This window comes from Paraburkholderia unamae (assembly GCF_003096875.1).
GTDB classification, from domain to species: domain Bacteria; phylum Pseudomonadota; class Gammaproteobacteria; order Burkholderiales; family Burkholderiaceae; genus Paraburkholderia; species Paraburkholderia unamae.
In genome coordinates this window covers 1-21,866 of the sequence record NZ_QEOB01000009.1, presented here as the reverse complement: position 1 = coordinate 21,866, position 21,866 = coordinate 1, and the positions used below count along the sequence as shown (strand labels likewise).

16 protein-coding genes are annotated in these 21,866 nt (G+C 67.2%); 8 read left to right on the top strand and 8 right to left on the bottom strand.

Translation table 11 applies throughout. The features are described from left to right. Positions 1 to 35: 35 nt before the first annotated feature. The 4 genes from C7402_RS19315 to C7402_RS19300 all read left to right on the top strand — a co-directional run bounded on the left by C7402_RS19315 (position 36) and on the right by C7402_RS19300 (position 5,097). The gene (locus C7402_RS19315; protein WP_244314880.1) at positions 36 to 1,379 is read left to right on the top strand and encodes a FecR family protein; all 1,344 of its coding nucleotides are present in this window, start codon (positions 36 to 38) and stop codon (positions 1,377 to 1,379) included. After that, the gene (locus tag C7402_RS19310; protein ID WP_112172432.1) at positions 1,367 to 3,253 is read left to right on the top strand and encodes a CHASE2 domain-containing protein; all 1,887 of its coding nucleotides are present in this window, start codon (positions 1,367 to 1,369) and stop codon (positions 3,251 to 3,253) included. Before C7402_RS19315 ends, C7402_RS19310 begins: the two co-directional genes overlap by 13 nt. After that, a complete protein-coding gene (locus C7402_RS19305; RefSeq protein ID WP_133254506.1) occupies positions 3,240 to 4,709 on the top strand; it encodes a tetratricopeptide repeat protein in 1,470 nt (489 codons plus the stop codon). The genes C7402_RS19310 and C7402_RS19305 overlap by 14 nt, the downstream gene beginning before the upstream one ends. Before the next feature lie 133 nt (positions 4,710 to 4,842). Further along, on the top strand, positions 4,843 to 5,097 hold the full coding sequence (locus C7402_RS19300) for a hypothetical protein (RefSeq protein ID WP_112172430.1): 255 nt from the start codon (positions 4,843 to 4,845) through the stop codon (positions 5,095 to 5,097). 48 nt (positions 5,098 to 5,145) lie between these two features. Here C7402_RS19300 and C7402_RS19295 read toward each other — a convergent pair whose 3' ends face one another. From C7402_RS19295 to C7402_RS19270, 6 genes are read right to left on the bottom strand one after another with little or no spacing between them, the layout of a single operon-like run. Further along, positions 5,146 to 7,617, bottom strand: coding sequence for a glycosyltransferase family 4 protein (locus tag C7402_RS19295; RefSeq protein ID WP_116611715.1), 2,472 nt, complete (start codon positions 7,615 to 7,617; stop codon positions 5,146 to 5,148). A gap of 6 nt (positions 7,618 to 7,623) precedes the next feature. Next, the gene (locus C7402_RS19290; RefSeq protein WP_116611714.1) at positions 7,624 to 8,658 is read right to left on the bottom strand and encodes a glycosyltransferase family 4 protein; all 1,035 of its coding nucleotides are present in this window, start codon (positions 8,656 to 8,658) and stop codon (positions 7,624 to 7,626) included. After that, entirely contained in the window at positions 8,655 to 9,980 is a 1,326-nt protein-coding gene (locus tag C7402_RS19285; RefSeq protein WP_116611713.1) for a methyltransferase domain-containing protein, read from the bottom strand. Before C7402_RS19285 ends, C7402_RS19290 begins: the two co-directional genes overlap by 4 nt. Beyond that, positions 9,977 to 11,233: an ABC transporter ATP-binding protein gene (locus tag C7402_RS19280; RefSeq protein ID WP_112172426.1), complete on the bottom strand. Its 1,257-nt coding sequence runs from the start codon at positions 11,231 to 11,233 to the stop codon at positions 9,977 to 9,979. Before C7402_RS19280 ends, C7402_RS19285 begins: the two co-directional genes overlap by 4 nt. Continuing rightward, on the bottom strand, positions 11,230 to 12,012 hold the full coding sequence (locus tag C7402_RS19275) for an ABC transporter permease (RefSeq protein WP_112172425.1): 783 nt from the start codon (positions 12,010 to 12,012) through the stop codon (positions 11,230 to 11,232). The genes C7402_RS19280 and C7402_RS19275 overlap by 4 nt, the downstream gene beginning before the upstream one ends. A gap of 57 nt (positions 12,013 to 12,069) precedes the next feature. Beyond that, on the bottom strand, positions 12,070 to 13,299 hold the full coding sequence (locus C7402_RS19270) for a glycosyltransferase family 4 protein (RefSeq protein ID WP_112172424.1): 1,230 nt from the start codon (positions 13,297 to 13,299) through the stop codon (positions 12,070 to 12,072). 225 nt (positions 13,300 to 13,524) lie between these two features. On the opposite strand from C7402_RS19270, the gene C7402_RS19265 reads away from it, so the two are divergent. From C7402_RS19265 to C7402_RS19250, 4 genes are all read left to right on the top strand, one after another. Continuing rightward, on the top strand, positions 13,525 to 15,333 hold the full coding sequence (locus C7402_RS19265) for a type I secretion system permease/ATPase (protein ID WP_116611712.1): 1,809 nt from the start codon (positions 13,525 to 13,527) through the stop codon (positions 15,331 to 15,333). 16 nt (positions 15,334 to 15,349) lie between these two features. Further along, positions 15,350 to 16,714, top strand: coding sequence for an HlyD family type I secretion periplasmic adaptor subunit (locus tag C7402_RS19260; protein WP_116611711.1), 1,365 nt, complete (start codon positions 15,350 to 15,352; stop codon positions 16,712 to 16,714). Position 16,715: 1 nt separating this feature from the next. Then, the gene (locus C7402_RS19255; protein ID WP_244314879.1) at positions 16,716 to 18,200 is read left to right on the top strand and encodes a TolC family outer membrane protein; all 1,485 of its coding nucleotides are present in this window, start codon (positions 16,716 to 16,718) and stop codon (positions 18,198 to 18,200) included. Positions 18,201 to 18,559: 359 nt separating this feature from the next. Then, positions 18,560 to 18,889 carry a hypothetical protein gene (locus C7402_RS19250; RefSeq protein WP_112172421.1) on the top strand — a complete coding sequence of 110 codons (330 nt, stop codon included), beginning with the start codon at positions 18,560 to 18,562 and terminating at the stop codon, positions 18,887 to 18,889. Positions 18,890 to 19,488: 599 nt separating this feature from the next. On the opposite strand, the gene C7402_RS19245 is transcribed toward C7402_RS19250, so the two are convergent. Both C7402_RS19245 and C7402_RS46995 read right to left on the bottom strand, forming a co-directional pair. Continuing rightward, positions 19,489 to 19,686, bottom strand: a complete 198-nt coding sequence (locus C7402_RS19245; protein WP_112172420.1) for a DUF6447 family protein — start codon at positions 19,684 to 19,686, stop codon at positions 19,489 to 19,491. Positions 19,687 to 19,790: 104 nt separating this feature from the next. Continuing rightward, the coding region (locus C7402_RS46995) for a beta strand repeat-containing protein (RefSeq protein WP_165841921.1) at positions 19,791 to 21,866 on the bottom strand (2,076 nt) is incomplete at its 5' end.

The window sequence follows — 21,866 nt, the reverse complement described above, 5'->3', positions numbered from 1 at the left end:
AGTCGGACCAGAAGGACCAGAGGGATAGGACGAACTTGCCGGCGCCAGAGGCGAGCGCCGCCGTACCCGCGGCAAGCGCGGCAGGCAAGGCCGTCGTCGTCGTGGGGCACGCAAGCGTCGCGAACGCGCGCGGCACGAGCGCGCTCGCCTCGGGCGCGAGCCTCGCGGTGGGCGACACGATCGAAACCGGCACCGACGGCTACGTCTATGTCACGACCGTCGATCACGGCTTCATCAGCGTGCGGCCGAATTCGTCGCTGAGCATCGAGCGCTATGACTACGACGCGAGCGCGCCCGAGCGCACCGTCATCAAGCTCACGCTGCATCGCGGCGTGGTGCGCGAAATCTCCGGCAAGGGCGCGCAGGCCGCGCGCGACCACTACCGCATGAACACGCCGGTCGCAGCACTGGGCGTGCGCGGCACCGACTTCACCGTATTCACCAACGCGAACGTCACGAGCGCTTCCGTGCGCTCGGGCGGCATCGTCATGACGCCGCTTGGCGGCGCGTGCGCGTCGAGCGGCGCGGGCCCCTGCGAGGGCACGAACGCGGCGCAGCTTTTCGCGGACCTGAGCGACAAGGCCTTGCAGGTCACGCGCGGCAGCGCGCATCCCGTCGTGCTCGACACGCGGCTCACGCCGCTCACGACCGAAGGCGCAGGACAGAAGGCCGAGGACAGCGCGGCGCGCGCGGCCGTGGCGGTGACGCACGTCGATCCGGGCGTCGTGCCCGTGGAGTTGACGTTGCCGCTCACGCCGGCGACCACGCCAACCGACTCATCGAGTTCGGCGCCTGCGACCTCGACGCCCGCGACGCCGCCCTCGACGACACCGACCTCGCCCAGCACCTCGATCACGCCGCCGGCGCAGACGACCGAAGCCCAGCAGATTTTCTGGGGCCGCTTCACGCCGCTTGCGAACCTGCCCGCGGACTCCTCGCTCGCGACGCTCGAGCAGGGCAAGGACTACATCGGCTATCTCAAGCCGTTCACGCTCGTGCGCACCCCGCAAACCGACATGGTGCTGCCGCAGCAAGGTGTGCTCAATTTCACGCTGGACGCCGCCAATTCCGCGGCCTACCTGATCAACAACACGACGGGCGTCGCCACGGCCGCATCGCTCAGCAACGGCGCGCTCGCGGTCGACTTCGGCACGAACCGGTTCACCACGAGCCTGCAAGCGAGCGTGAACGGCAGCACCTACAAGGTTTCGTCGTACGGCGACGTGCTCAAGGGCGGCATCCTCAACTGGGACGTGGCCGCGCCCGCCGCCGTGATCGGCGCGCTCGCCGGCAAGAACGTCACGCAGGCGGGCTACATCTTCAATCAGAACCTGAGCAACAACCAGTCGCTGGCGGGAGCCACGTTGTGGTCGAGGTAGTTCGCCTTTCCCGACTCGACCGCCTGCGCCTCGCGATTTTCGGACTGACCCTTCTGGCGATTTGCCTGCTGGCGGCGCGCGTGGGCGCGCCGCCGCTCTATGAGCGGCTCGGCTACGCGCTCGACGACTGGCGGCAGACCCACACGCTGCTCGCCACGCCCGACACGCGCGTCGTGCTGGTCGACATCGACGAGCATTCGATCGAAGCGGTCGGCCCGTGGCCGTGGCCGCGCGCGCTCATTGCACAGCTCGTGCGCACGCTGTTCACGCAGTACGGCACGCGCCCGGTCGGTCTCGATATCCTGTTTCCCGAAGCGAGCCAGCCCGACGACGACGCGGCCCTGCTCGACGTCGCGCGCCACTACCCGCTCGTGTTCGCGCAAACCTTCAGCTTCGCGACCACCGATCACCCGCCGCGCGTGGGCCAGATCGGCGGCGCGCTGGCGGTGCGCGAGCCTGCCGGGCCGATGCCCGTTGCCAGTGGTTTCGTGGGCAACTTCTTTTCCGAGCCGGGTCTGTGTGTCGGCCACGTGAGTCCGCACACCGACCCCGACGGCGTCGTGCGCGACGTCGCGCCGCTGATCCGCTATGGCGATCACGTCTATCCGATGTTCGCGTGGCAGTTGCTCGCGTGCGGCAGCGGCGGCAAGCGCGCCGCCACCCCGCCCGACCCCGCCGCGCTGCCCGGCGTTGCGGACGGTCTCTTTCACGTGCCGTTTCGGCGCACCGCCGCCACCTACGATGTCGTGCCCGCCGTCGACGTGCTCGCGGGCAAGGCGCCCGCTTCGCTGCTGCGCGGCCGCTATGTGGTGGTGGGGTCGTCGGCGCTCGGCCTGAACGACCATATCGCCGCGCCCATCGACCCGTGGCTGCCCGCCATGGTGGTGCACGCCGAGTTGCTCGACGCCCTGCTCGACCTGACGGACGCGGCGCCCACCGCTTCGCACCTCGCGTTCGCGCGCTGGCTGCCGCTCGCCTGGGCCGTCGTCACGCTCGCGCTGCTCGCCGGGCTCTCGCGCCTGCGCCGCGCCGCGCTCACCTTGCCCGTTGCGGCCGCAACCACCGCGTTGTGGCTCGCGGCGCTGCTCTGGCTGCGCGAGCTGCCCGCCGACCAGATCGCGCTGCCGCTCGTCCCCGCGTTCGTGTTCGTCTTCGTGCAGGCGCCGCTCGAATGGATCGCCTCGCTCGTCGCGATGCGCGCATTCGAGCGCCGCTTCAGCCAGTATCTGCCGCAGTCGGTGCTGCGCCACATCATGCGCCGCGCCGACCAGAACGCGCTCAAGCCGCAGCGCCGCCAGATCACCGTGCTGTTCGCCGACATCGAGGGCTACACGATGCTGGCCGAGCAGATGCCGCCCGAGCAACTCGTCGCGATGACCGAGGTCGTGCTCACGCGTCTCACGCAATGCGTGTACGACACCGAAGGCACGCTGGACAAGTACATGGGCGACGCCTTGATGGCGTTCTGGGGCGCGCCGCTCGAACAGCCCGATCATGCGCGCCGCGCGCTCGACTGCGCGCAGGCGATGCTGCGCGAAGTGGCCGCCATCAACCGCGAGGCGACGGCGCTGCCGCACGGGCGCGCGCTGCGCGTGCGCATCGGCGTGAACAGCGGCAGTGCGATGACGGGCGAACTGGGCTCGACCTCGCGCCAGTCCTATACGGTGATCGGCGATGCGGTGAACGTGGCCGCGCGCCTTCAGGAATACGCGCGCACGGCGAAGACCGACCTGCTCGTGGGCCAGGAAACGGCGCGCCTCGCCGCCGGCTATCCGCTGAAGATGGTCTCCGAAGTGACGCTGCGCGGTCGCGAAGCCCCCGAGCGGCTGTTCGTCCTCGACGAAGCCGAAGCGATGCTCGATGCCGTCTGCTGACCGGTTCCACCGTTTGCGTGTCCGGGCATTGCCGCCCGCCGTGCGCCTCGCCGCCGCGCTCGCGCTGGGCGGCGGCGCACTGCTGGCCGGTGCGCCGGACGCCTTCGCGCAGCAGACCGGCGCCGGGCCAGGCACCGGCCAGATCACGGCTCCGGCACCGGCACCGGCTCCACCCATCACCACGCCGATCGCCCCGCCCATTGCGCGACCGGCCGCGCTGCCGCCAGTCGCGGCGGCGCCCGCGGACGCAACGCCACCCGATGCCGCGCAGCCCGACGCCGGCATGCAGGACGTCATCAACGACGACCTGGAGGCGCAGGCCAATGCGGAAATGGCGGCGGGCCACGCCCAGCAGGCGCTCGAACTGCTCGACGAACTCGTGGCGCGCGATCCGCGCCGCGCGGGCGCGCTGCTCGAAGCCGCCCTGCTTCAATGCCAGCTCGGCGAGCGCGACCTGACGCGCCAGACGCTCGCGCGCATCGAATCGAGCTACAAGGTGCCGCCCGCCATCGAGAAGCTGATCCAGGTCTACAAGACCAACACCTGCGTGCCGAGCGCGCACAAGCCGCAACTGATCGCGAGCGTGCGCGCGGGCGTGACGTCCAACGCGAATTTCGGCCCGTCGGACCCGAACGTCACGTTTGCCGACACCGCCCCCCTGCACGCCCTCATCCTGGCGCCCTCCAGCCTCGCGCACAGCGACCAGTTCCTCGAATCGTCGCTCCAGGGCGAGTTGCCGGTGCGCTTCGTGCCCGGCCTCACGGTGTTCGCCGGGCTCACGCAGCGCCAGTACCGCGACCTGCACGACTATGACCAGCGTATTGCGAGCATCGGCGCGGCGCACCAGTACACGTTCGGCCACGGCACCATCGAGAACCAGGCCGCCGCCGACGTGTTCTGGCTCGGCTCCCGGCTCTACCAGAGCGACGTGTCCTGGCACACCGGCTACTGGACGCCGCCGGCGGCGTTCCGTAGCTCGCTCGCGCGCGCGGGCGTGGATTTCACGGCGACCTACACGAGCTACCCCGGCAATTCGCTCTACAACGGCGTGCGCTTCGAGCTGCGCGCGGCAATGCAGGCGCGCATCGGCGCGCGCACGACCGTGCAGCTATTCGCGGGACCGGTTTGGGAAGCGCCCTCGGGCAGCCGCCCCGGCGCGGCGCGCCACGGCTACACCGCGTGGCTCGCGCTCGACTACGACGTCGGCCGCTACGGGCAGTTCGAGGCCGTCCTCCAGCGCCGCACGCTAATCGACTCCACCGCCTACGACCCGGTATTTTTCGGCTCGACGATCCAGAACCAGACGATGCAGGCCGTCTCGCTGCAATACGCCTATCCGCTCACGCAGCACTGGTCGCTCTACACGCGCTTTCTCGCGCAGCGCATCTCCGACTCGATCGAGCCGTTTTCATACAGCGTGCGCGAAGGATCGGTGGGCGTCTCGTGGAAGTACTAGCGGCGGTGAGTGGCAGTGAGTGGCGGCTAACGCCGGTCGCGGAATGTGGCAAAGGGCGCGGTGAATTGAAAACGCGTGTGCGCACCGCCGTAAAGCGATAAAATCGCGGACTGATTCAATGGAGCGAATAGCCATGACCCAACCCGTCACGTCGTCCACGCCGCAGGCAGCGCCCGCCGCGCAGGACGAATCGATCAGCTTCGAGGCCCACGGGTTCCTGAACCAGTCGTACGACTCGCTCGACGCGCTGCTGCACGGCCTCACGCATGGCGAAGCCGCGCTGCCCGCCGCCGAGCTTGCGGCCGCTTCGGCCGCCCCCGCCAGCGCGCCCGAAGTCACGATCGTCGGCCAGACCGACGCGGTGCTGCCCGCACACCTCTTCCTCTGATCCGCAACGTGTGCCGGACGCGCCGTTGCGGCGCGCCCGGCGTCATCCTCACGCGAGCAGTTGCGTGAGCGATTGCGCGTAAGTGCGCGCGATCGACTGCCAGTCCCCGTTCGCTTCCACCCAGCTGCGCGCCCGGCGCTTGAGCGCCTCGCGGTCGTCCGCCGCCAGCCCGAGCATGGTGCGAATGCCCAGCGCGAAATCTTCGCCCGTGGCCCGCACGTACTGCTGCCCGTCTTCGAAGCCGATGCCCCGCACGCCGAACTCCGTGCTCACCACGGGCACGCCGGCCGCCGCGTATTCGATCAGCTTGAGATTGGTGCCAGAACCCGACACGACCGGATTCAGGCCGATGTCGCACACGTCGAGCCAGGCCGCCTTTTCCGCGTCGCTGACCACGCCGGCGAAACCGACGTTCGCCGTGCGCTCCCACTGGCGCACTTCGCCGCACACCGAACCCAGCAGCAGGAAATGCACGTCGGGCATTTGCGCGGCGGCCTCGATCACGACGCGCGCGGCGTCGATGTTGGGACCGTGCGCGCTGCCCATGAAGAGCGCGAGCGGCTGATCCACGCCCAGCTCGCGGCGGCGGCGCGCCACGCGCTCCGCTTCGCGAAACGGCGTGTTGCCGACGTCGATGCCGTTGGCCACCACGATGCCCTGGCCGAAGCGCGGGTCGTCAGCGTCGCCGTAAAGCGCCTGCAAGCGCGCGAGATCCTGCGGCGAGCACGCGCTCACGAGCGCGGCCTCGCGCACCGCGCGGCGCTCCAGTTCGAACACGCGGTCGATCGCCCACTGGTGCGTGCCGTAGATGTCGGCCTTGAGGTCGGCCTCCACGTTGTGCGCCTCGTAGACGAACGGGCCGGAAAACACTTCGCGCAGCGCGGGCAGCGTGTACGGGTGCGAGCACACCATCACGTCGCTGCGGCGCGCGAGCGCGTCGATCGCTTCGAGCCAGCGCGGCGCGCTCGCGGGATAGAGTGCCGCCGCGAGGTCTTCCACCGTCGCGCCGAGCATGTCCTGCATGTGCCACTCTTCGCGCTCCAGCGCCGGGGATTTCGGCACCAGCTCCTCGGTGAAGCCCGGCGCGAGCGTGCGCACGCTCGCCGCGTCGCGGCTGCCGGTGAGATTGATGAAATGCACGTCGAACTGATCGGCGAGACGCGAATAGAGGCCGAAAAGGCGCAGCTTGCCACCGCTCACCACGGGCGCGATCGGGTAGGTGTTGAGCACGCCGATCAGCGGCTTCGCGGGCTGTGTGACCACGGCGGGCGCGGCCGGGCGGCTGGTCGCCTCGACGCTCGCGAAGTTCGCGGCGTTCGCGGCTTGCGCGGCGGCGAACCCCGGCGAATTGCGCGGCGCGAGCACGAGCGCGTCGCACAGCGCGTTCCAGTCGAGCTGGCGTGCGCGCGCTTGCGCGAGGCGCCCCATTTCGGCGGCGGCGGCGCGGTCGTCGCACAGGCGGCGCATGGCGCGGCCGATGGCCGCCGCGCTGGTCGGCACGATGAGGCCGGTTTTGCCGTCTTCGAGCAGCTCGGTCGGGCCGCCCGAATCGGTCGTGGCGATCACGGGCTTCGCGCACAGCATCGCCTCGAGCGTGATGAGGCCGTAGTCCTCGTCGCGCGGCACGAACGGCACGCAGATCGCGCGTGCATATTCCTGCACGAGTTGCGCCTCGGGCACGCGGCCGAGGAAACGGATGCCCGGATGGTCGCCCGCCGCGGCGCGCAGGCGCGCCTCGTCCGGGCCCCCGCCCGCGATGTGCAGCGGCACGTCGGGGCCGAGGCCGCTCGCCTTGTAGCCTTCGATGATGAGATCGATGCGCTTGGCCGGATCGAGCCGGCTCGCGCTGAAGATGGTTTCCTGCGGCCCGTCGCCCAGGCCCTTCAGGCCCGTGGGATGGTGGTGAACCGCCACTTTCACGTTCTTCGGGAAATAGCCGTCGCGCGCGGCCACCACGTCGGAAATCGCGGCGTAGTGGGCGATCTTGTCGGTACGCATCGCCACCGCGTCGAGCAGGCGGATCACGGCGCGCGACACGGGGCCGGGGAACGCCCAGCACGGCGAGGCGGGGTCGCGGCGGAACGCGGCGTCGAGCGCGTCGATCAGCTCGTCGAACTCGACATCATTCGCGCGATAGTTCACGAGCGCTTCGACGATGCGCGGCGGCATGCCGAGCGCGCGCAGCGCTTCGGGATCGACCTTCGTCGGCATGTCCGGCGGGTAGCAGTCATACAGCCCGCGCAGCGTGTGCTGGAGATAAACCACGTGATTCGGATGGCGGATCGCCCAGGCCGGATACTTGGTGCTGATCACCATGTCGAAGTGGCTCAGGTCCAGCTCCGAAAAGCGGCGGTAGCTCGCCAGCAGCTCGCCCATGTTGCGCTCGGGGCTCGGCAGCTTGAGCAGTTCGGCGAGCACGCCTGGGCGCGCGTTGAGCGCCTCCACGAGGCCCCACCAGAGATTTTCCGCGCCGCCAATCACGAACGGGACCGGGCTGGGCGCAACGACACAGATTTTCATGGCTGATCAATCGTATGAACGGGTCAGCGTCTCGACGACGCGATCCCATGTGATGTCTGCGCTCGCATAGGCGTCGCGGGCGCGGCGGCCCGCGTCGGCGCTCTTGCGCGCGTTGGCGGCGATCCAGTCGAAGCGCGCGGCCAGCGCCTGCGCGTCGGGCGCTTCCACCCAGCCCGTGTCGTCGTGGCGCACGAATTCGAGCGGGCCGCCCGAGTCGGTGCAGGTGACCACCGGCTTGCCCGAGAGCATCGCTTCGAGCGTGATGTAGCCGTAGTCCTCGTCGAAGGCCGGGAACACCACGGCCTGCGCGCGCGCGTAAAACGCGCGCTTCTCGGCTTCGCTGATATGGCCGATCAGCGCGACGCGGTCGCCCACGCCGTGACGCTCGATCAACTGCGCAAGCGCGCCGCGCTGGCCGCCGTCGCCGGCGAGCACGATCTTCAGCGACGAGCGCATGTGGCGCGCGGCTTCGATCACGAGGTGCTGACGCTTGAGCGTTTCGAGCCGGCTCGGGAAGAACACATAGTCGAGCGCGTCTTCGCAGTAGAACTGCTCGGCCTGGGTGGGTGGATGATAAAGCGGCTTCGCGCCCACGTCGTTGAATTCGCGCAGGCGCCCGGCCACGCGCCGCGAGTTGGCGAACACCGCCTTCGCCGCGCGCAGCACGCGGTTGTCGAAGGCGATCACGCGCTCGCGCAGGTCCGCAAGCTCGGGCGTGGCCTGGGCGGCGTCGTACAGCTCGTACACCGCGCGATGCTGATGCATGACCCACACGCGATGATCGGGGTGCGCCACGCCATAGCCCGGAAACTGGAGGCTCACGACCTGATCGATCGTCACGCCGTTGGGCTGGATCAGGTCGATTTCGCACGCGTGCGTCATGGCGCGCACGATGTCCGCTTCGGGCGAAAAGCGAAACGGCAGGCGCAGCAGCTCGACTTCGTGCCCCGCCGCCTGGAGCGCGTTCACCACGCCGGCGATGTGATAGTTCGCGCCGCCGTGCATGAACGGCACGAGATTGGCCGTAACGAGGATCTTCACGCGTCGGCCTCTTGCGGTGCGCCCTTCGTGCCGGTCACGGCGTAGTCCTGCGGGCCGCACAGATGGCCGTTCACGCGCTCGGTGAGCGGATCGTCGCCGGGCACCTTGGCCTCGTGCGGATACGGGCTGCTACGGATGATGTCGATGTCGCCGAAGCCGTGATGCTTGAGCAGGAACGAGATGGCCGTGGGCGTGACCGGATTGCGGTGCGTGAAGTCGTGATAGAAGGTGTGGCTGCCCACGAGCACGTTTTCCGGGTTCGGCGTTTCGAACAGCACCGAGCCGCCCTCGGCCAGCACGCGGTGGCATTCCTGCACCACGGCGTAGAGATAGTCGAACGGCAGGTGCTCGATGATATGAAAGCCCGTCACGGCGCCCACCGACCCCGTGGGCAAGCTGCGCAGGAACGTGAGCGCATCCACGCAGCGCGCGTTCAGGCCGTCCTTCAGGCACGAGTCGGTCATCACGCGGTTGGCGTCCACGCCGATCGCCGACTTGCCGCGATCGCGCACGAACGAGAGCCATTCGCCGCGCCCGCAGCCCACATCGACCACGTCGTGCTTCAGGCCCTCGCGCGACACCACGCGCTGGCCGACCCACGAATCGTAGATCGAAAGCTTCTTGAGGATTTCCTCGCGCGAGCCGCGGTTGGCGTCCTCGAACGCGAGGTAATACTCGTCGATGACCTCGGGCGGCACCGGCGGCACGGGTGTCACGAGCGCTTGCAGTTCGTCGATGCGCTGGCCGTGCCCCGCGAGTGCCGCGTCGTGCTGCTGCAAACGGCGTTCGAGGTGGCGCGCGTGCTGCTCGAGATATTTCGCGTGCCGGTAGAGCGTCGGGCCGACCTGCACGAGCTCCGCGCTCGTCGCGCGCGCGTCCATGCGGCGCGTGAGCGCGGCGCCCAGCGCGCCGAGGCCGAGCTTGCCGAGCCCGATCTGCACGAGCGCGGCGGCCACGCCCTGCTTCACGCGGCCGAGCGGCACGCCGGCGCGTCGTCCTTCGGCCGACAATCGCAGCTTGCCGGTAATGGCGAGACGGCTGCCGCCGGCGGCAAGCTGCTTGCGGTAGTTGGCGCGGCCGGAATCGTCGGCTTCGCGGTGCAGCACGCGGCGATACACGCTGTCGATGAATTCGTCGTCGGTCCCGATCATGAACGGATCGTCGCCGAGGCTGACGGGTGCGGGCGCGTGAGCGCCGTGCGCAGGCGCCTGCGCATGCGCATGGGGCGAGCCGCCCGGCTGCGCCGCTTCGGCGCGTTGCGCGTGCACCGCCGCTTCGGCTTTGACGCGCGCGATCAGATCGTTGAGTACGGCACTAGTCATAGAATTTCTTCAACTGGATTCAGTGAGGCCGGCACGGCGGCATGCTGTTCGAAGTCGACCGGAACATAGCAAAGCCCCGAGAACTGCGTGTGGAGAAAACCGGCGATCTCGAAGCTCGCGGCGTTGTCCCACCAGTGCTGGCAGTCGTGCACATGCGTTTCGTCGGAATGAATGGCGACGGTCAAGGTGTATTTGCCGGGCGCGAAATTCAGCGGCAGCGTGAAGCGGCACACCGCACGCGTGCCGCTCGTGAAACGCACCGGCGCTTCGAGCAGCGCGGTGTTGGTGCCGAATACGTCCTGGCCAAAACGGTCGCGCAGAAGGATACCCACGGTGAGCGACGCATCCTGGTCCGATTCGCACTCCACGTCGATCGTGACCGGCTCGCCCGAGGCGAAGCGCGTGCCCGCGCCGAAACGGTTGGCCATCGAAACGCTCGCGATGCGCGTGCGCAGCGCGCCGTAGTCGCCCTCGTGCAGCGCGGACTCGCGCTGCGAGTCGGCTTCCACGCCCGCGATATGGCGGTAATAGTTCTGCGCGGCCTGGTCGGGCTCGCCGTCGTAGTCGATGCGGCCGTGCGCGAGCAGCAGCGCGCGGTCGCACAGCAGCTTCACCGAGTTGATGTCGTGCGAGACGTAGAGGATCGAGCCGCCACGGTCGCGGAATTCCTTGATGCGCTTGAGGCACTTCTGCTGGAAGCGCGCGTCGCCCACGGCGAGCGCCTCGTCCACGATGAAGCACACCGGGTCGGCATGGATCGCCACCGCGAAGCCCAGACGCATCACCATGCCAGAGGAATAGGTGCGCACGGGCGCGTCGATGAAGTCGCCGAGTTCCGAGAACGCGACGATCGAGTCGAAGCGCTCCGCGATCTCCTCGCCTGTCATGCCGATAAGGCGCGCATTGACGGCAATGTTCTGGCGGCCCGTGAGCTTGCCGTCGAAGCCCGTGCCCAGCTCCAGCAGGCCGGTGATGCGGCCGTTGCGCTCGATCGTGCCCGCGTCGGGCGTGAGCACGCCGCTCACGAGCTTGAGCAGCGTGGACTTGCCCGCGCCGTTCTGGCCGAGCACGCCGATCGCCTCGCCTTGCCGCAACTCGAACGAAATATCGTCGAGCGCCTTGTGCACGCGATGGCGCTGACGCTTGAACAGGCCCTCCACGAGCCGGTCCGACGTGCGCTTGTAGATGCGGAACTGCTTCGAGACATGCTCGACTTTCAGCACCGGCGCGCCTTGTGCGATCTCGGTGGTCATAGCGTGTCCCTCATTTCGGATTCGAGTCGCGCAAGCATCCAGCGCGCGATGGCGAGCATGACGAGCGCCGCGCCGCACAGCGCGACGAGCTCCTTGATCTGCGGCCACTGCCCCCAGACCACGACGCCGTGCACCGAGTCCACGGCCCAGAAGATCGGGCTCAGATGCATGGCGCGCGCCGCCCACGGCGGCAGGATGCTCGCGAGATAGACGACCGGCGTGAGCCAGAAGCCGAACTGCAACACGATGCCGAGCACGTTGCGGATATCGGGCAGAAACACGTTGAGCGTGGCGAGCACGATGCCCACGCCGTAGGCGAAGCCGCTCAGCAGCAAGGCGATGAGCGGCAGCGTCAACCACGACGCGCCGATGGGATGCCCGACGATCAGCAGGAACACGGTGAAGAACGCCATCGTGATCGCGTAGACCACCCACTCGGCCACAACCACGTGAAGCGGCATGGTCCAGAGATCGACGGAGATCTTGCGGATCAGATGCGACTTTTCGCCGTAGACCGGCGTCACGCGGCTCAGGATATTGGCGAACATGTTCCACATGAGCATGCCGCCGATCAGGTACACGGTGTAGAGATACGGATCGGTGTCCGCGCCGAGGCGCGCACGCATGAAGCGCGAGAACACCGTGCTGAACAGCACGATGAACGCGAGCGGTTGAAGCACCAGCCATGCCGCGCCGAGCGCGTTCTCGCGGTGCCGGTCCACGAGGTCCTGGCGCGAGAGCAGCCAGATGTGGACGAGACGGGTCCTGAAATCGTTCATGTCTTGGTTCGGATGCGCGGTGGCGACAACGCCACCGCATGCGGTTTCAGCGCAGTTTCAGTTCACCACCTTGCGGTAGACGGCCAGCGTCTCGGTTGCCGTGCGCGACCAGCTGAACCGGCGCGCGCGCTCGGCGCCTGCGGCGCCCAGGCGCGCGCAGAGCGCGTCGTCGTCGATCAGCTCGCGCATCGCTTCGGTAAATCCTTCCACGTCGGCGGGCTCGCAAAAGAGCGCGGCCGGACCGGCCACTTCGCGCAGCGCGGGCGCCGTCGAGCACAGCGCCGGCACGCCCGAGGCCATCGCCTCCAGCACCGGCAGGCCGAAGCCCTCGTAGATCGACGGATAGACAATGGCGCGCGCCCCCGCCGTCAAGGCGGGAATGTCGTCGTCGCTCACGTAGCCGAGCTTGCGCACGGTGCCGTCGGCGAGCGAGGCCGAGAGCGCCGCGTGCAGCGAGTCAGTGAGCCAGCCTTCCACGCCGATCAGCGCGAGCGGCATCGTGCGGCGCACCGCCTGCGGCAGGCGCAGGTGCGCGGCAAGCGCCGTCTGGAGATTCTTGCGCGGCTCGAGCGTGCCGACCGCGGCGAAATAGCCGCCGTGCGTGAGGTCGTAGCGCGCGAGCACGTCGGCGGTCTCGGCGCGCGTATGCGGACGGAAACGCTCCGTCACGCCGTTGTAGACCACGTCGATCCGGCTTTCATCGACGGGAAAGCACGCCATGAGCTCCTGCTTCACGAACTCCGAGACGACGATCACGCGGTCGGCGTGACGCAGCGCGCGCGGAAAATTCGCGCGCAGATGCGCGAGCCGGTGCGCGGGATGGCACTCCGGGTGACGCACCCACGACACGTCGTGCACCGTGGTCACGGTCGGCCCGCGAAAACGGAACGGAATGAAATTCGGATCGTGATAGACCTGCGGCGTGCGCTGGCGGCGCAGCCCCGAGTCGAAGCGGTACTGCTCGACATGCGGCATGAAGCGGTAAACGCCGGGCACGTAGGCGCGGGCAAAGCGCTTGACTGCGCCCGCGAACGACGTGCGCACCGAGGCCCCGGCGAGCGGCGCGCCGGATGCGGCCGATGCGGCCGTGCTTTGGGCCTGGGCCTGCCCGCCCGCGATCGTCGAGGACCAGTGCGTGCCGTAGAAAAGCCGCAGGCTGTGCCCGCGCTCCACGAACTCCCGAGCCAGATGCGAAGCGTATTGCCCGATCCCCGTAAGCGGTGTTAGCAGTGCTCGCCCGCCCATCGCGATCTCGAGCGGCGCGTCCGCCGTGAATGTTTCGCTCATACCTGAATTTTCTGATTTTGTCTGTGCGCCAAGGCTGCGCCAGTATCGGGTGAGATTAGGCCGTTTGATGTGACGGCCATCACATTCGACGGCCAGGCGATCACTCAGAATGGGCGCCGTCATCACGGGGACGACACCGCCTGAGAGACCAGTTGCACCACAGGGCGGGCAATTTTAGGGCTGAATCGCGGGCGGGGGGCCGTGCGCGATATCGGTAACGGAAAGATGGATAAAAAGATCAAGCTACCGACGAACGAGATCGTCCAGGCACTGCTCGGTTACCGCAAGGTATTCCGCACAGTCGGTGTCTTCAGCATGCTCATCAACCTGCTCATGCTGGTGCCGTCGCTCTACATGTTGCAGGTCTACGACCGGGTGCTGCCAAGCCGAAACGGCATCACGCTGCTCATGCTGACGCTCATGATGATCGGCATGTTCGCACTGATGAGCGCACTCGAATACGTGCGCAGCTTTGTCGTGATCCGCGTGGGCGGCAAGATCGACATGCACCTGAACGCGCGCGTCTACACCGCGGCGTTCGAAACCAATCTCAAGCAAAAGGGCGTGGCGGCAAGCCAGCCGCTCAACGACCTCACGACGATCCGCCAGTTCGTGACCGGCAACGGCCTCTTCGCGTTCTTCGACGCGCCATGGTTCCCGGTCTATCTGATCGTCATCTTCATCTTCAACGTGTGGCTCGGCCTGTTCGCGCTGTGCGGCTCGGCGCTGCTCGTCGCGCTGGCGATCGTGAACGAGCGCATGACGAAGCGCCCGCTCGCCGAAGCCCAGCAGATGTCGCTGCGCTCCACGGCGCTCGCCACCAGCAACCTGCGCAACGCCGAAGTGATCGAGGCGATGGGCATGCTGCCGACGCTGATGTCGCGCTGGTCGAAGCTGAACACCGGCTTCCTCCTTCAGCAGGCCGAAGCAAGCGAGAAAGCGGCGCTGATCGGCAACGTGACGAAGTTCGTGCGTATTTCGCTCCAGTCGCTCGTGCTCGGCGTGGGCGCGCTGCTCGCCATCGACGGCAAGGTCTCGCCCGGCATGATGATCGCGGGCTCGATCCTGATGGGCCGCGCGCTCAGCCCGCTCGAACTGGTGATTGGCGTGTGGCGTCAGTGGAGCGGCGTGAAAAGCGCCTACGACCGCCTGGTCGACCTGCTCGACGAGAATCCCGCGCGCCGTATCGGCATGAGCCTGCCCGCGCCGGAAGGACGCGTGAACTTCGAAGGCGTCACCGCCGCGCCGCCCGGCACGCGCGTACCGGTGCTGCAAGGCCTGACGTTCTCGATCGATGCGGGCGACATCGTCGGCATCATCGGACCGAGCGCCTCGGGCAAGTCGACGCTCGCGCGCCTCATGGTGGGTGTGTGGCCGGCCCTCGTCGGCACCGTGCGCCTGGACGGCGCCGATATCTACCAGTGGGACAAGGATCAGCTCGGCCCGCATATCGGCTACCTGCCGCAGGACATCGAACTGTTCGGCGGCTCGATCGCGGAGAACATCGCGCGCTTCGGCCAGATCGACGCGGAAAAGATCGTCGAAGCCGCGCGGCTCGCGGGCGTCCACGACATGATCCTGCGCTTGCCCAATGGCTACGACACGCTCGTGGGCGACCGCGGCGCCGGCCTCTCCGGCGGCCAGAAGCAGCGCATCGGCCTCGCCCGCGCGCTGTATGGCAGCCCCTCGCTGATCGTGCTCGACGAACCGAACTCCAACCTCGACGAAGTCGGCGAAGCCGCGCTCAAGCACGCCATCGACAACCTGCGCGCCGCCGGCCGCACCGTCGTGCTGATCACGCACCGCACCAACATCATCGCGGCGACGACCAAGCTCATGCTGCTCGTGGAAGGGCAACTGCGCCTCTTCGGCCCGACGGCGCACGTGCTCGCGGCGATCCAGCAGCCGCAGGCGGCCGCGCAGGCAGCGGCGGCACAAGCGGCCCAGGCCGCACAAGCCGCGCAAACCGCCCAGCAGCAGGCCAAGCCCGCGGGCAACGCCTCCATCGACAAGGACGCCGAAGTCCCGGCCTGATCCGCAGAGTCATTCCATGTTCAATTCCGCAAACAAGAAAGCCGCGGCGCCCGCGCTCGAGGTGCTCGGCACCGCGCTGCCGCCCACGCTCAATACCGACGAAACCCGCTACGTCAAGATTGGCTGGACCATCGTGCTCGTAGGCATCTGCGGCTCGCTGCTGTGGGCCACGTTCGCGCCGCTCAGCAAGGGCGTGCCGGTGGAAGGCACCGTGGTGGTCACGGGCAACCGCAAGGAAATCCAGCACCCCACCGGCGGCATCATCAGCGAGATCCTCGTGCAGGACGGCGACCAGGTGAAGGCCGGCCAGGTGCTCGTGAAGATGAACGACGTGCAGGTGCGCGCACAGGCCGACTCGGTACGCGCGCAATACCTGAGCGAGCTGGCCGTGCGCAGCCGCCTCACCGCCGAGGCCACGGGCGCGAAGACCATCACGTTCGCACCGGAGCTGCTAGAAGCCGCGAAGAACCATAACCAGCAGGTCGTCGACGACATGCAGTTGCAAACGCAACTGCTGCAAAGCCGCCGCCTCGCGCTGCAATCGGCGACCGCCGCGCTGCGCGAAACCGCAGCGGGCTACAGCGCCCAACTCGCGGCGAACGGCCAGAGCCGCACCTACAAGCTCGCCGAGCAAAAAGCGCTGACGAGCCAGCTCGACGGCATGCGCAAGCTCGCGGACGAAGGCTATGCGCCGCGCACGCGCTTGCAGGATCTCGAACGCGACAGCGCGCGCCTCGACGGCGAAATCTCCGGCCAGGTCGGCACAAGCGGACAACTGGCGAGCCAGATCGCCGAAACGCGCCTGCGCATGCTCCAGCAGCAGGACGACTACATGAAGGAAGTCCGCACGCAGCTCACCGACATCCAGCGCGACTCCGAAGCGCTGCGCAGCAAGCTCGACGCGAGCGACTTCGAACTCGCGAACGCCGAAGTGCGCTCGCCCGTGGACGGCACGGTGGTAGGCGTGAACGTGTTCACCAACGGCGGCGTGGTGGCGGCCGGCGCGAAGCTCATGGAAGTGGTGCCGAGCGGCGAGCCGCTCGAAGCCGAAGGCGAGCTGCCCGTGAACCTCGTCGACAAGGTCAAGCAAGGCTTGCCCGTGGAGATGATGTTCACCGCGTTCAACCAGAACAGCACCCCACGCATCCCCGGCAAGCTCACGTTCATCTCGGCCGACCGCCTTGTGAACGATCACACCGGACAACCCTACTACCGCGTACGCGCCAAGGTGACGCCCGAAGGCATGAAGATGCTCGGCCACCTGGACGTGCGGCCCGGCATGCCCGTTGAGGTGTTCATCAACGCGGGCCAGCGCTCGCTGATGAGCTACCTGCTCAAACCGGTCATCGATCGCGCCCATTCGGCACTTTCGGAGGACTGACGTGCGCGACCAGGCAATCAAGACGCGGGCCGCGGCCCGCAGGGAACGTGCGCGCGCCGCGCAGGCAAACGGCGCCCGCCCGATGCTCGCGCGCCTCGGCGTGGCCGTCGCGCTCGCGCTCGGCGCGATGCAGGCGGCGCACGCGATCGGCATCGTCGACGCCTACCAGGCGGCGCTCGAACACGACCCCGAGTTCGCAGGCGCGATGGCGGACAAACGCGCCGGCGACGCCAACGTGGCGATCGGCCGCTCGTACCTGCTGCCCAACCTGTCGGCTTCGTATGGCACCTATCGCGACTGGACCAACACGACCTACCTCGGGGAGACCAGCGGCCCCCCGTCGTCGTACAACGTGTACCACGCGTATTCGGCCAGCGTGCAGGTGCGCCAGCCGATCATCAACCTCGAAGGCATCGCGCGCTATCGCTACGGCAAAGCCGCCGCGCTCGCCAGCGACGCCGTGTTCATGGGCAAGAGCGAAGACCTGCTGGTGCGCGTGCTGAGCGCGTACACGGACACACTGTTCGCGCTCGACCAGGTGGCGCTCGCGACCGCACAGCAAAAGACTTTCGAGGCGCAGCTCGCCAGCAACGAGGCGCAGTTCAAGAACGGCCAGGGCACGCGCACGGATATTCTCGAAACGAACTCGAAGCTCGAAATCTCGCGCGCCGACCTCGCCGACGCCCAGGACAACCTGGACAACAGCGCGCACGCGCTCGAAGCCATCACGGGGCTGAGCGCGACGCTCGACGTGGCGGGCCTCGACCGGCTGAGCGAGCATTTCGAGCCGACGCTGCCCTCGCCCGCCGGTTTCGACCAGTGGCGCGACATCGCGCTCGACAGCAACTCCGACCTGATCGCCCAGCGCCACTCGGTCGAAGCCGCGCGCCAGCAGATGCAGGTTGCGCGCGCGGGCTACTACCCGCACGTCGACCTCGTGGCGAGCATCGGCAAGAACCAGTCGAACTCGCTCGACACGATCGGCCAGCGCTATTTCACGAAGCAGGCGGGTATCGAAATCACGATTCCGCTCTACTCGGGCGGCATGGTCAAGGCGAGCACCGAACAGGCGAGCGCGAACTACGATCACGCCCAGGACGACTTGCGCGACAAGACGAACAAGGTGCTGCTCGAACTGCGCAAGCAGTACAACCTGTGCAACAGCAGCATGACGCGTATCCAGGCGCTGGAAAAAGCGGTGGAATCCGCCACGCTCCAGATCACCGCGACGCGCAAGAGCGTGGACGCGGGCGTGCGTACCAACGTCGACGTCCTGACCGCCACGCAGCAGCTCTACCAGTCCAAGCGCGACCTGGCGAGAGCCCGCTACCAGTACATGATCGCAAGCCTGCAACTCAAGCGCGCAGCCGGCATCCTGAACGAGCAGGACCTGTACGTGCTCGCGGACTGGTTCCGCCCGGACGGCGCGGGCGCGCTCTCGAAAGCGAACCCGGCGCATATGCCGACGATCGTCAGCGTGAAGTGATCTAGCGCGGCAAAGGCGCCTCGCGAGCCGCCAGGCTCAGCCACGCGCCGCTCCCGCCGACCGCACGACCGGAGCCCTCGGCTCCATCGCAATCCCCTGCAAACGTCCTGTTTGCAGGGGATTTTCTTTTGGCTGGCGCAGACCGCCAAAACCTGCCCCATAGCCGCCCGATTCTTCAAATTGTGCTCTACCGCACAGCCGCACTGATCTGGTTACGATAAATTTCCCACCAATGCGCATATCCGCGTAGTCCTTATCATGGCGCCGCGAGCGCCCACCACATGCAAGCAACGACAACTATGACGATCGGGTCACGCGCGAAGAGAAAGCCGGCACGCAGCAGAAAGCCGGGCTCCGAAATGCTGGTCGCAGAATGGACGATCGAGCAGGCTCATACGCCGGATCATGTCAGTGTCTCGCTCGTCATGCGGTCGAACAGCGAGGACGAGGAAGCGCGCTGCATTACCCGGCGCTTCCTGCTGCCAAGCGGGAGCGCGGCGGAACTGATCGAGGACCTGAAGGCAGCGCTGGAGGGTTGCGCCGCGATCGCGAGCCTGGGCGGTGGCGCTGCCGCGCGTGACAACGCCGATGGTTTTGGCGGCTATGCGGCGTTTCAAGGCGAGGCCGAAGACACCGATCCGATGTCGAATCATTTCGCATTGGGCGCTTACGGGCTCGTGGGCAACTGATCTCCCCGGGCGCGCAACATTGCGCCCGCGCAACGCAGGCACACCGCAGCAAATACCCCTCGTTTGAGTTCACGCGGCGCCCCGGAGCGGGCGCAAGCGCACGCCGCCTACGACCTGCCGTAGCGGGCCTAAGCGACGCAGGCTGCGCCGCCTCTTACGGCCATTCCCCCACCCCATCCGACGATACGCAGACGCCACGCTTGCCGCTTAAGCGCGCGCAAACGTTTTGCATACCTGATCAGTTCAAAGGGAAAAGGCGCCGGGCATAAGCCCGACGCAAAAGCTCCTCCGCCATTGTGCTCGAGGCCAGTGCGGAAGAGCCGAGAGAAGCGCGCGTGGCCCGACACGTCGCATGGTGGCGTGCCCCGGGCTCAATGGATGGCGCATGGAAAAGCAGCGCCGAGCCATGCTCGGCGCTGAACTCCCGGATGAACTAAAAAGTACAGGGGCCGGGAGGTGTTGACACACATGATTATCATGGCGTCCTTAATTCAGCGCTGTGATTTATCTCACAATTGCCGGTTCACGAACTGGCTTTTTTTGGCCGCCGGCATCTGCTTGCAGGGCGTCGCATCGAGGCGCTGAAGCCTCGATCGGGCTCAGTGCGAAACCGCCGCGGGCAGCGCGTTCTTGAGCGCGCGAGCGTAAGCGGCGCGCGCCGTCGTTGCGATGGCCAGTTGCGCTTGCAGGCGCTGGATTTCGGCGTCGGCCGCCTGCACGTTCGTGAGTTGCTGCTTCGCGGCCTCGCTCAAGGCGGTGAGATCGTAAGCGATGTCGTCGATGATGATCGTGCTCATTTCCGGATACTCAAAACGTTGGGTGCTGATTTGAAAAAACCCCGCCCCTCTTGCGAGGGAGCGGGGTTTGAGGCACTACGGTACGACTGGAGTGCTACTCAGACTTAGGCAGCAGAGCCAGCGCTGAGGTGCGCGCTCAGCGTGTGACCGCTGAAGCCCACGCTCGACACCGTCGACGTACCCGTGATTTCGACCACAACGTCGTTCGCGCCGAGCGCTGCGTGAGCAGCTGCCGCGTTCGTGTTGTTGACCGCTTCCACCACGTACGTGTTGCCAGCGTACTGGAACGTCGACACGAGACCCGTGTTGGCGTTCAGTTCGAGCACACCGTTGACCAGCGAAACGTGCGACGAGCCGTTCGCCTGGTAGTCCGTCACGAGCGCCTGCTTGATCGCCAGATCGAGAGCCTGCGACAGCGACGTAGCCGAAGCGACGTTCACCTGTGCAGCGGTTGCCGAGTTGCCAGCCAGACCTTCGTACGTCGTAGCATTGTTGAACGCCAGGTTCACAGTCGCGTCAGCGTTGTTCACGTTGATCAGCGTTTGCGCGTAGCTGCCGCTCGACGCTGCACCCGTCACATCGCCCTGCACCGACAGGTTGGCCGTGCCACCGAAGTGGTTCGTTGCCGAGCCAAGGTTCACGGTCGAGCTGCCGCCGAGCCACACGCTATCCGTGGCGCTGCCGAACAGGTTCAGCGTATCGCCATGACCAAGCGCCGTGGTCGCGACATTGCTGCCGTTGACCGTGCCGCCGAGGTAGACGTTGTCGAACGAACCGCCGTTGAGCGTGATCGTGTCGCCTGCACCGGCCGCCTGGATGACGTGATTCGTCGACACGGCCGACTGCGTCGTGAGCGAGATCGCGTCAGCTGCGCCGCTTGCGGTGATCGATACTGCACCGATTGCCGCGGCAGTCGCCGAACCAACGGTGATCGTATCCGCCGCGCCGGTTGCCTTGATCACGTCGCCAGCGACGGAACCCAGGATCGTCAGGCCGTCTTGCGAAGCCGTCAGGGCCAGCGTGCCAACGAGGTGGCTTGCGTCGAACGACTTGAGCGCCGTGTCGGTCAGCGTGGCGATCGACAGCGAGCCGGCGCCGTCGACGGTGATGCTCGCCACGGTGTTGGTCGCGTCGGTCAGCGTCGTGATGACGTCAGCACCGCTCGTGTGGATCGCGAGGGCGTTGTCGCCGCTCACGGTCAGGCTCTTGATCGTTTCGGCCGAGTCGAACTGGATCGACAGGCTGTCCGAACCCGAGGTACCGAGTTGCGTCGTCGAAACTGCGACGTTCGACAGATCGGCGTTCACTTCGAGCACGGCCGATGCGGCCAGGTTCGAAAGCGAAACCGAGGTCGCCGCCGCTACGTCAACCGACGTCGTGTTCAGCACTGCACGCGCATAGCCGGTTTCGTCGTACGACAGCGTCTTGGCGCCGGCCGTTGCCACGTCCAGCACGTTGGTTTCGGAGGTGACAGTGTTGGCCAGCACGATCGTGTTGCCAGCTGCCGTCGTACCGAAGCCTGCAACGCCCGTCACGCCGACCAGTTCGGTCACCGACGTGTCATTCGAGAGATTGCCTTCTGCCGAAACAACGTACGTGTTGCCGCCTGCGACAAACGCGAGCACCGTAGCCGAACCAAGCGCCCAAGCACCCGAAGCGATCGCTTGCGCTGCTGCGATCAGATCCGTTGCGCTGAACTCGTTGATGTTGTGCGTACCAGCGCCGCTGAAGGTCACGATGCCATTGGAGATCGTGTATGCCAGGCCAGCGACCGACGCGTTCTGCAATGCGGCGTTAGCCACGACGTTCACAGCGCTACCCGACGAAACGATAGCCAGGCGGTCGGTCGTCTTCGCGCTCGAGGTGATCTCGAAGCCCTTCACGCCACCGGTCGAACCGTTGAACGTTGCGACGGTGTTTTCGCCGACAACCAGCGTGTCCACTGCCGAAGCCGATGCCGTGAGGTCCACGGTTTCCGAACCTGCGCCGTAAGCGGTGCCGGTCCAGTTGCCACCGTCGCCGATGGTGATGACGCCGCCACCCGTGCCCGTGGTGATCACGTCGCTGTGACCCGAATCCGCGCCACCAGCAACGGTCAGCAGACCAGCGCCGCCCGTGACGGTCGAGCCGTTCGACGAGAGTTCCACGCCGCTCAGGTTGACTGCACCCGTAGCTGCCGA

Coding starts and splice junctions, on each gene's coding strand:
- C7402_RS19305 (WP_133254506.1), top strand. CDS start 3,240: ATGCCGTCTGCTGACCGGTTCCACCGTTTGCGTGTCCGGGCATTGCCG.
- C7402_RS19300 (WP_112172430.1), top strand. CDS start 4,843: ATGACCCAACCCGTCACGTCGTCCACGCCGCAGGCAGCGCCCGCCGCG.
- C7402_RS19295 (WP_116611715.1), bottom strand. CDS start 7,617: ATGAAAATCTGTGTCGTTGCGCCCAGCCCGGTCCCGTTCGTGATTGGC.
- C7402_RS19285 (WP_116611713.1), bottom strand. CDS start 9,980: ATGACTAGTGCCGTACTCAACGATCTGATCGCGCGCGTCAAAGCCGAA.
- C7402_RS19280 (WP_112172426.1), bottom strand. CDS start 11,233: ATGACCACCGAGATCGCACAAGGCGCGCCGGTGCTGAAAGTCGAGCAT.
- C7402_RS19275 (WP_112172425.1), bottom strand. CDS start 12,012: ATGAACGATTTCAGGACCCGTCTCGTCCACATCTGGCTGCTCTCGCGC.
- C7402_RS19270 (WP_112172424.1), bottom strand. CDS start 13,299: ATGAGCGAAACATTCACGGCGGACGCGCCGCTCGAGATCGCGATGGGC.
- C7402_RS19265 (WP_116611712.1), top strand. CDS start 13,525: ATGGATAAAAAGATCAAGCTACCGACGAACGAGATCGTCCAGGCACTG.
- C7402_RS19260 (WP_116611711.1), top strand. CDS start 15,350: ATGTTCAATTCCGCAAACAAGAAAGCCGCGGCGCCCGCGCTCGAGGTG.
- C7402_RS19250 (WP_112172421.1), top strand. CDS start 18,560: ATGCTGGTCGCAGAATGGACGATCGAGCAGGCTCATACGCCGGATCAT.
- C7402_RS19245 (WP_112172420.1), bottom strand. CDS start 19,686: ATGAGCACGATCATCATCGACGACATCGCTTACGATCTCACCGCCTTG.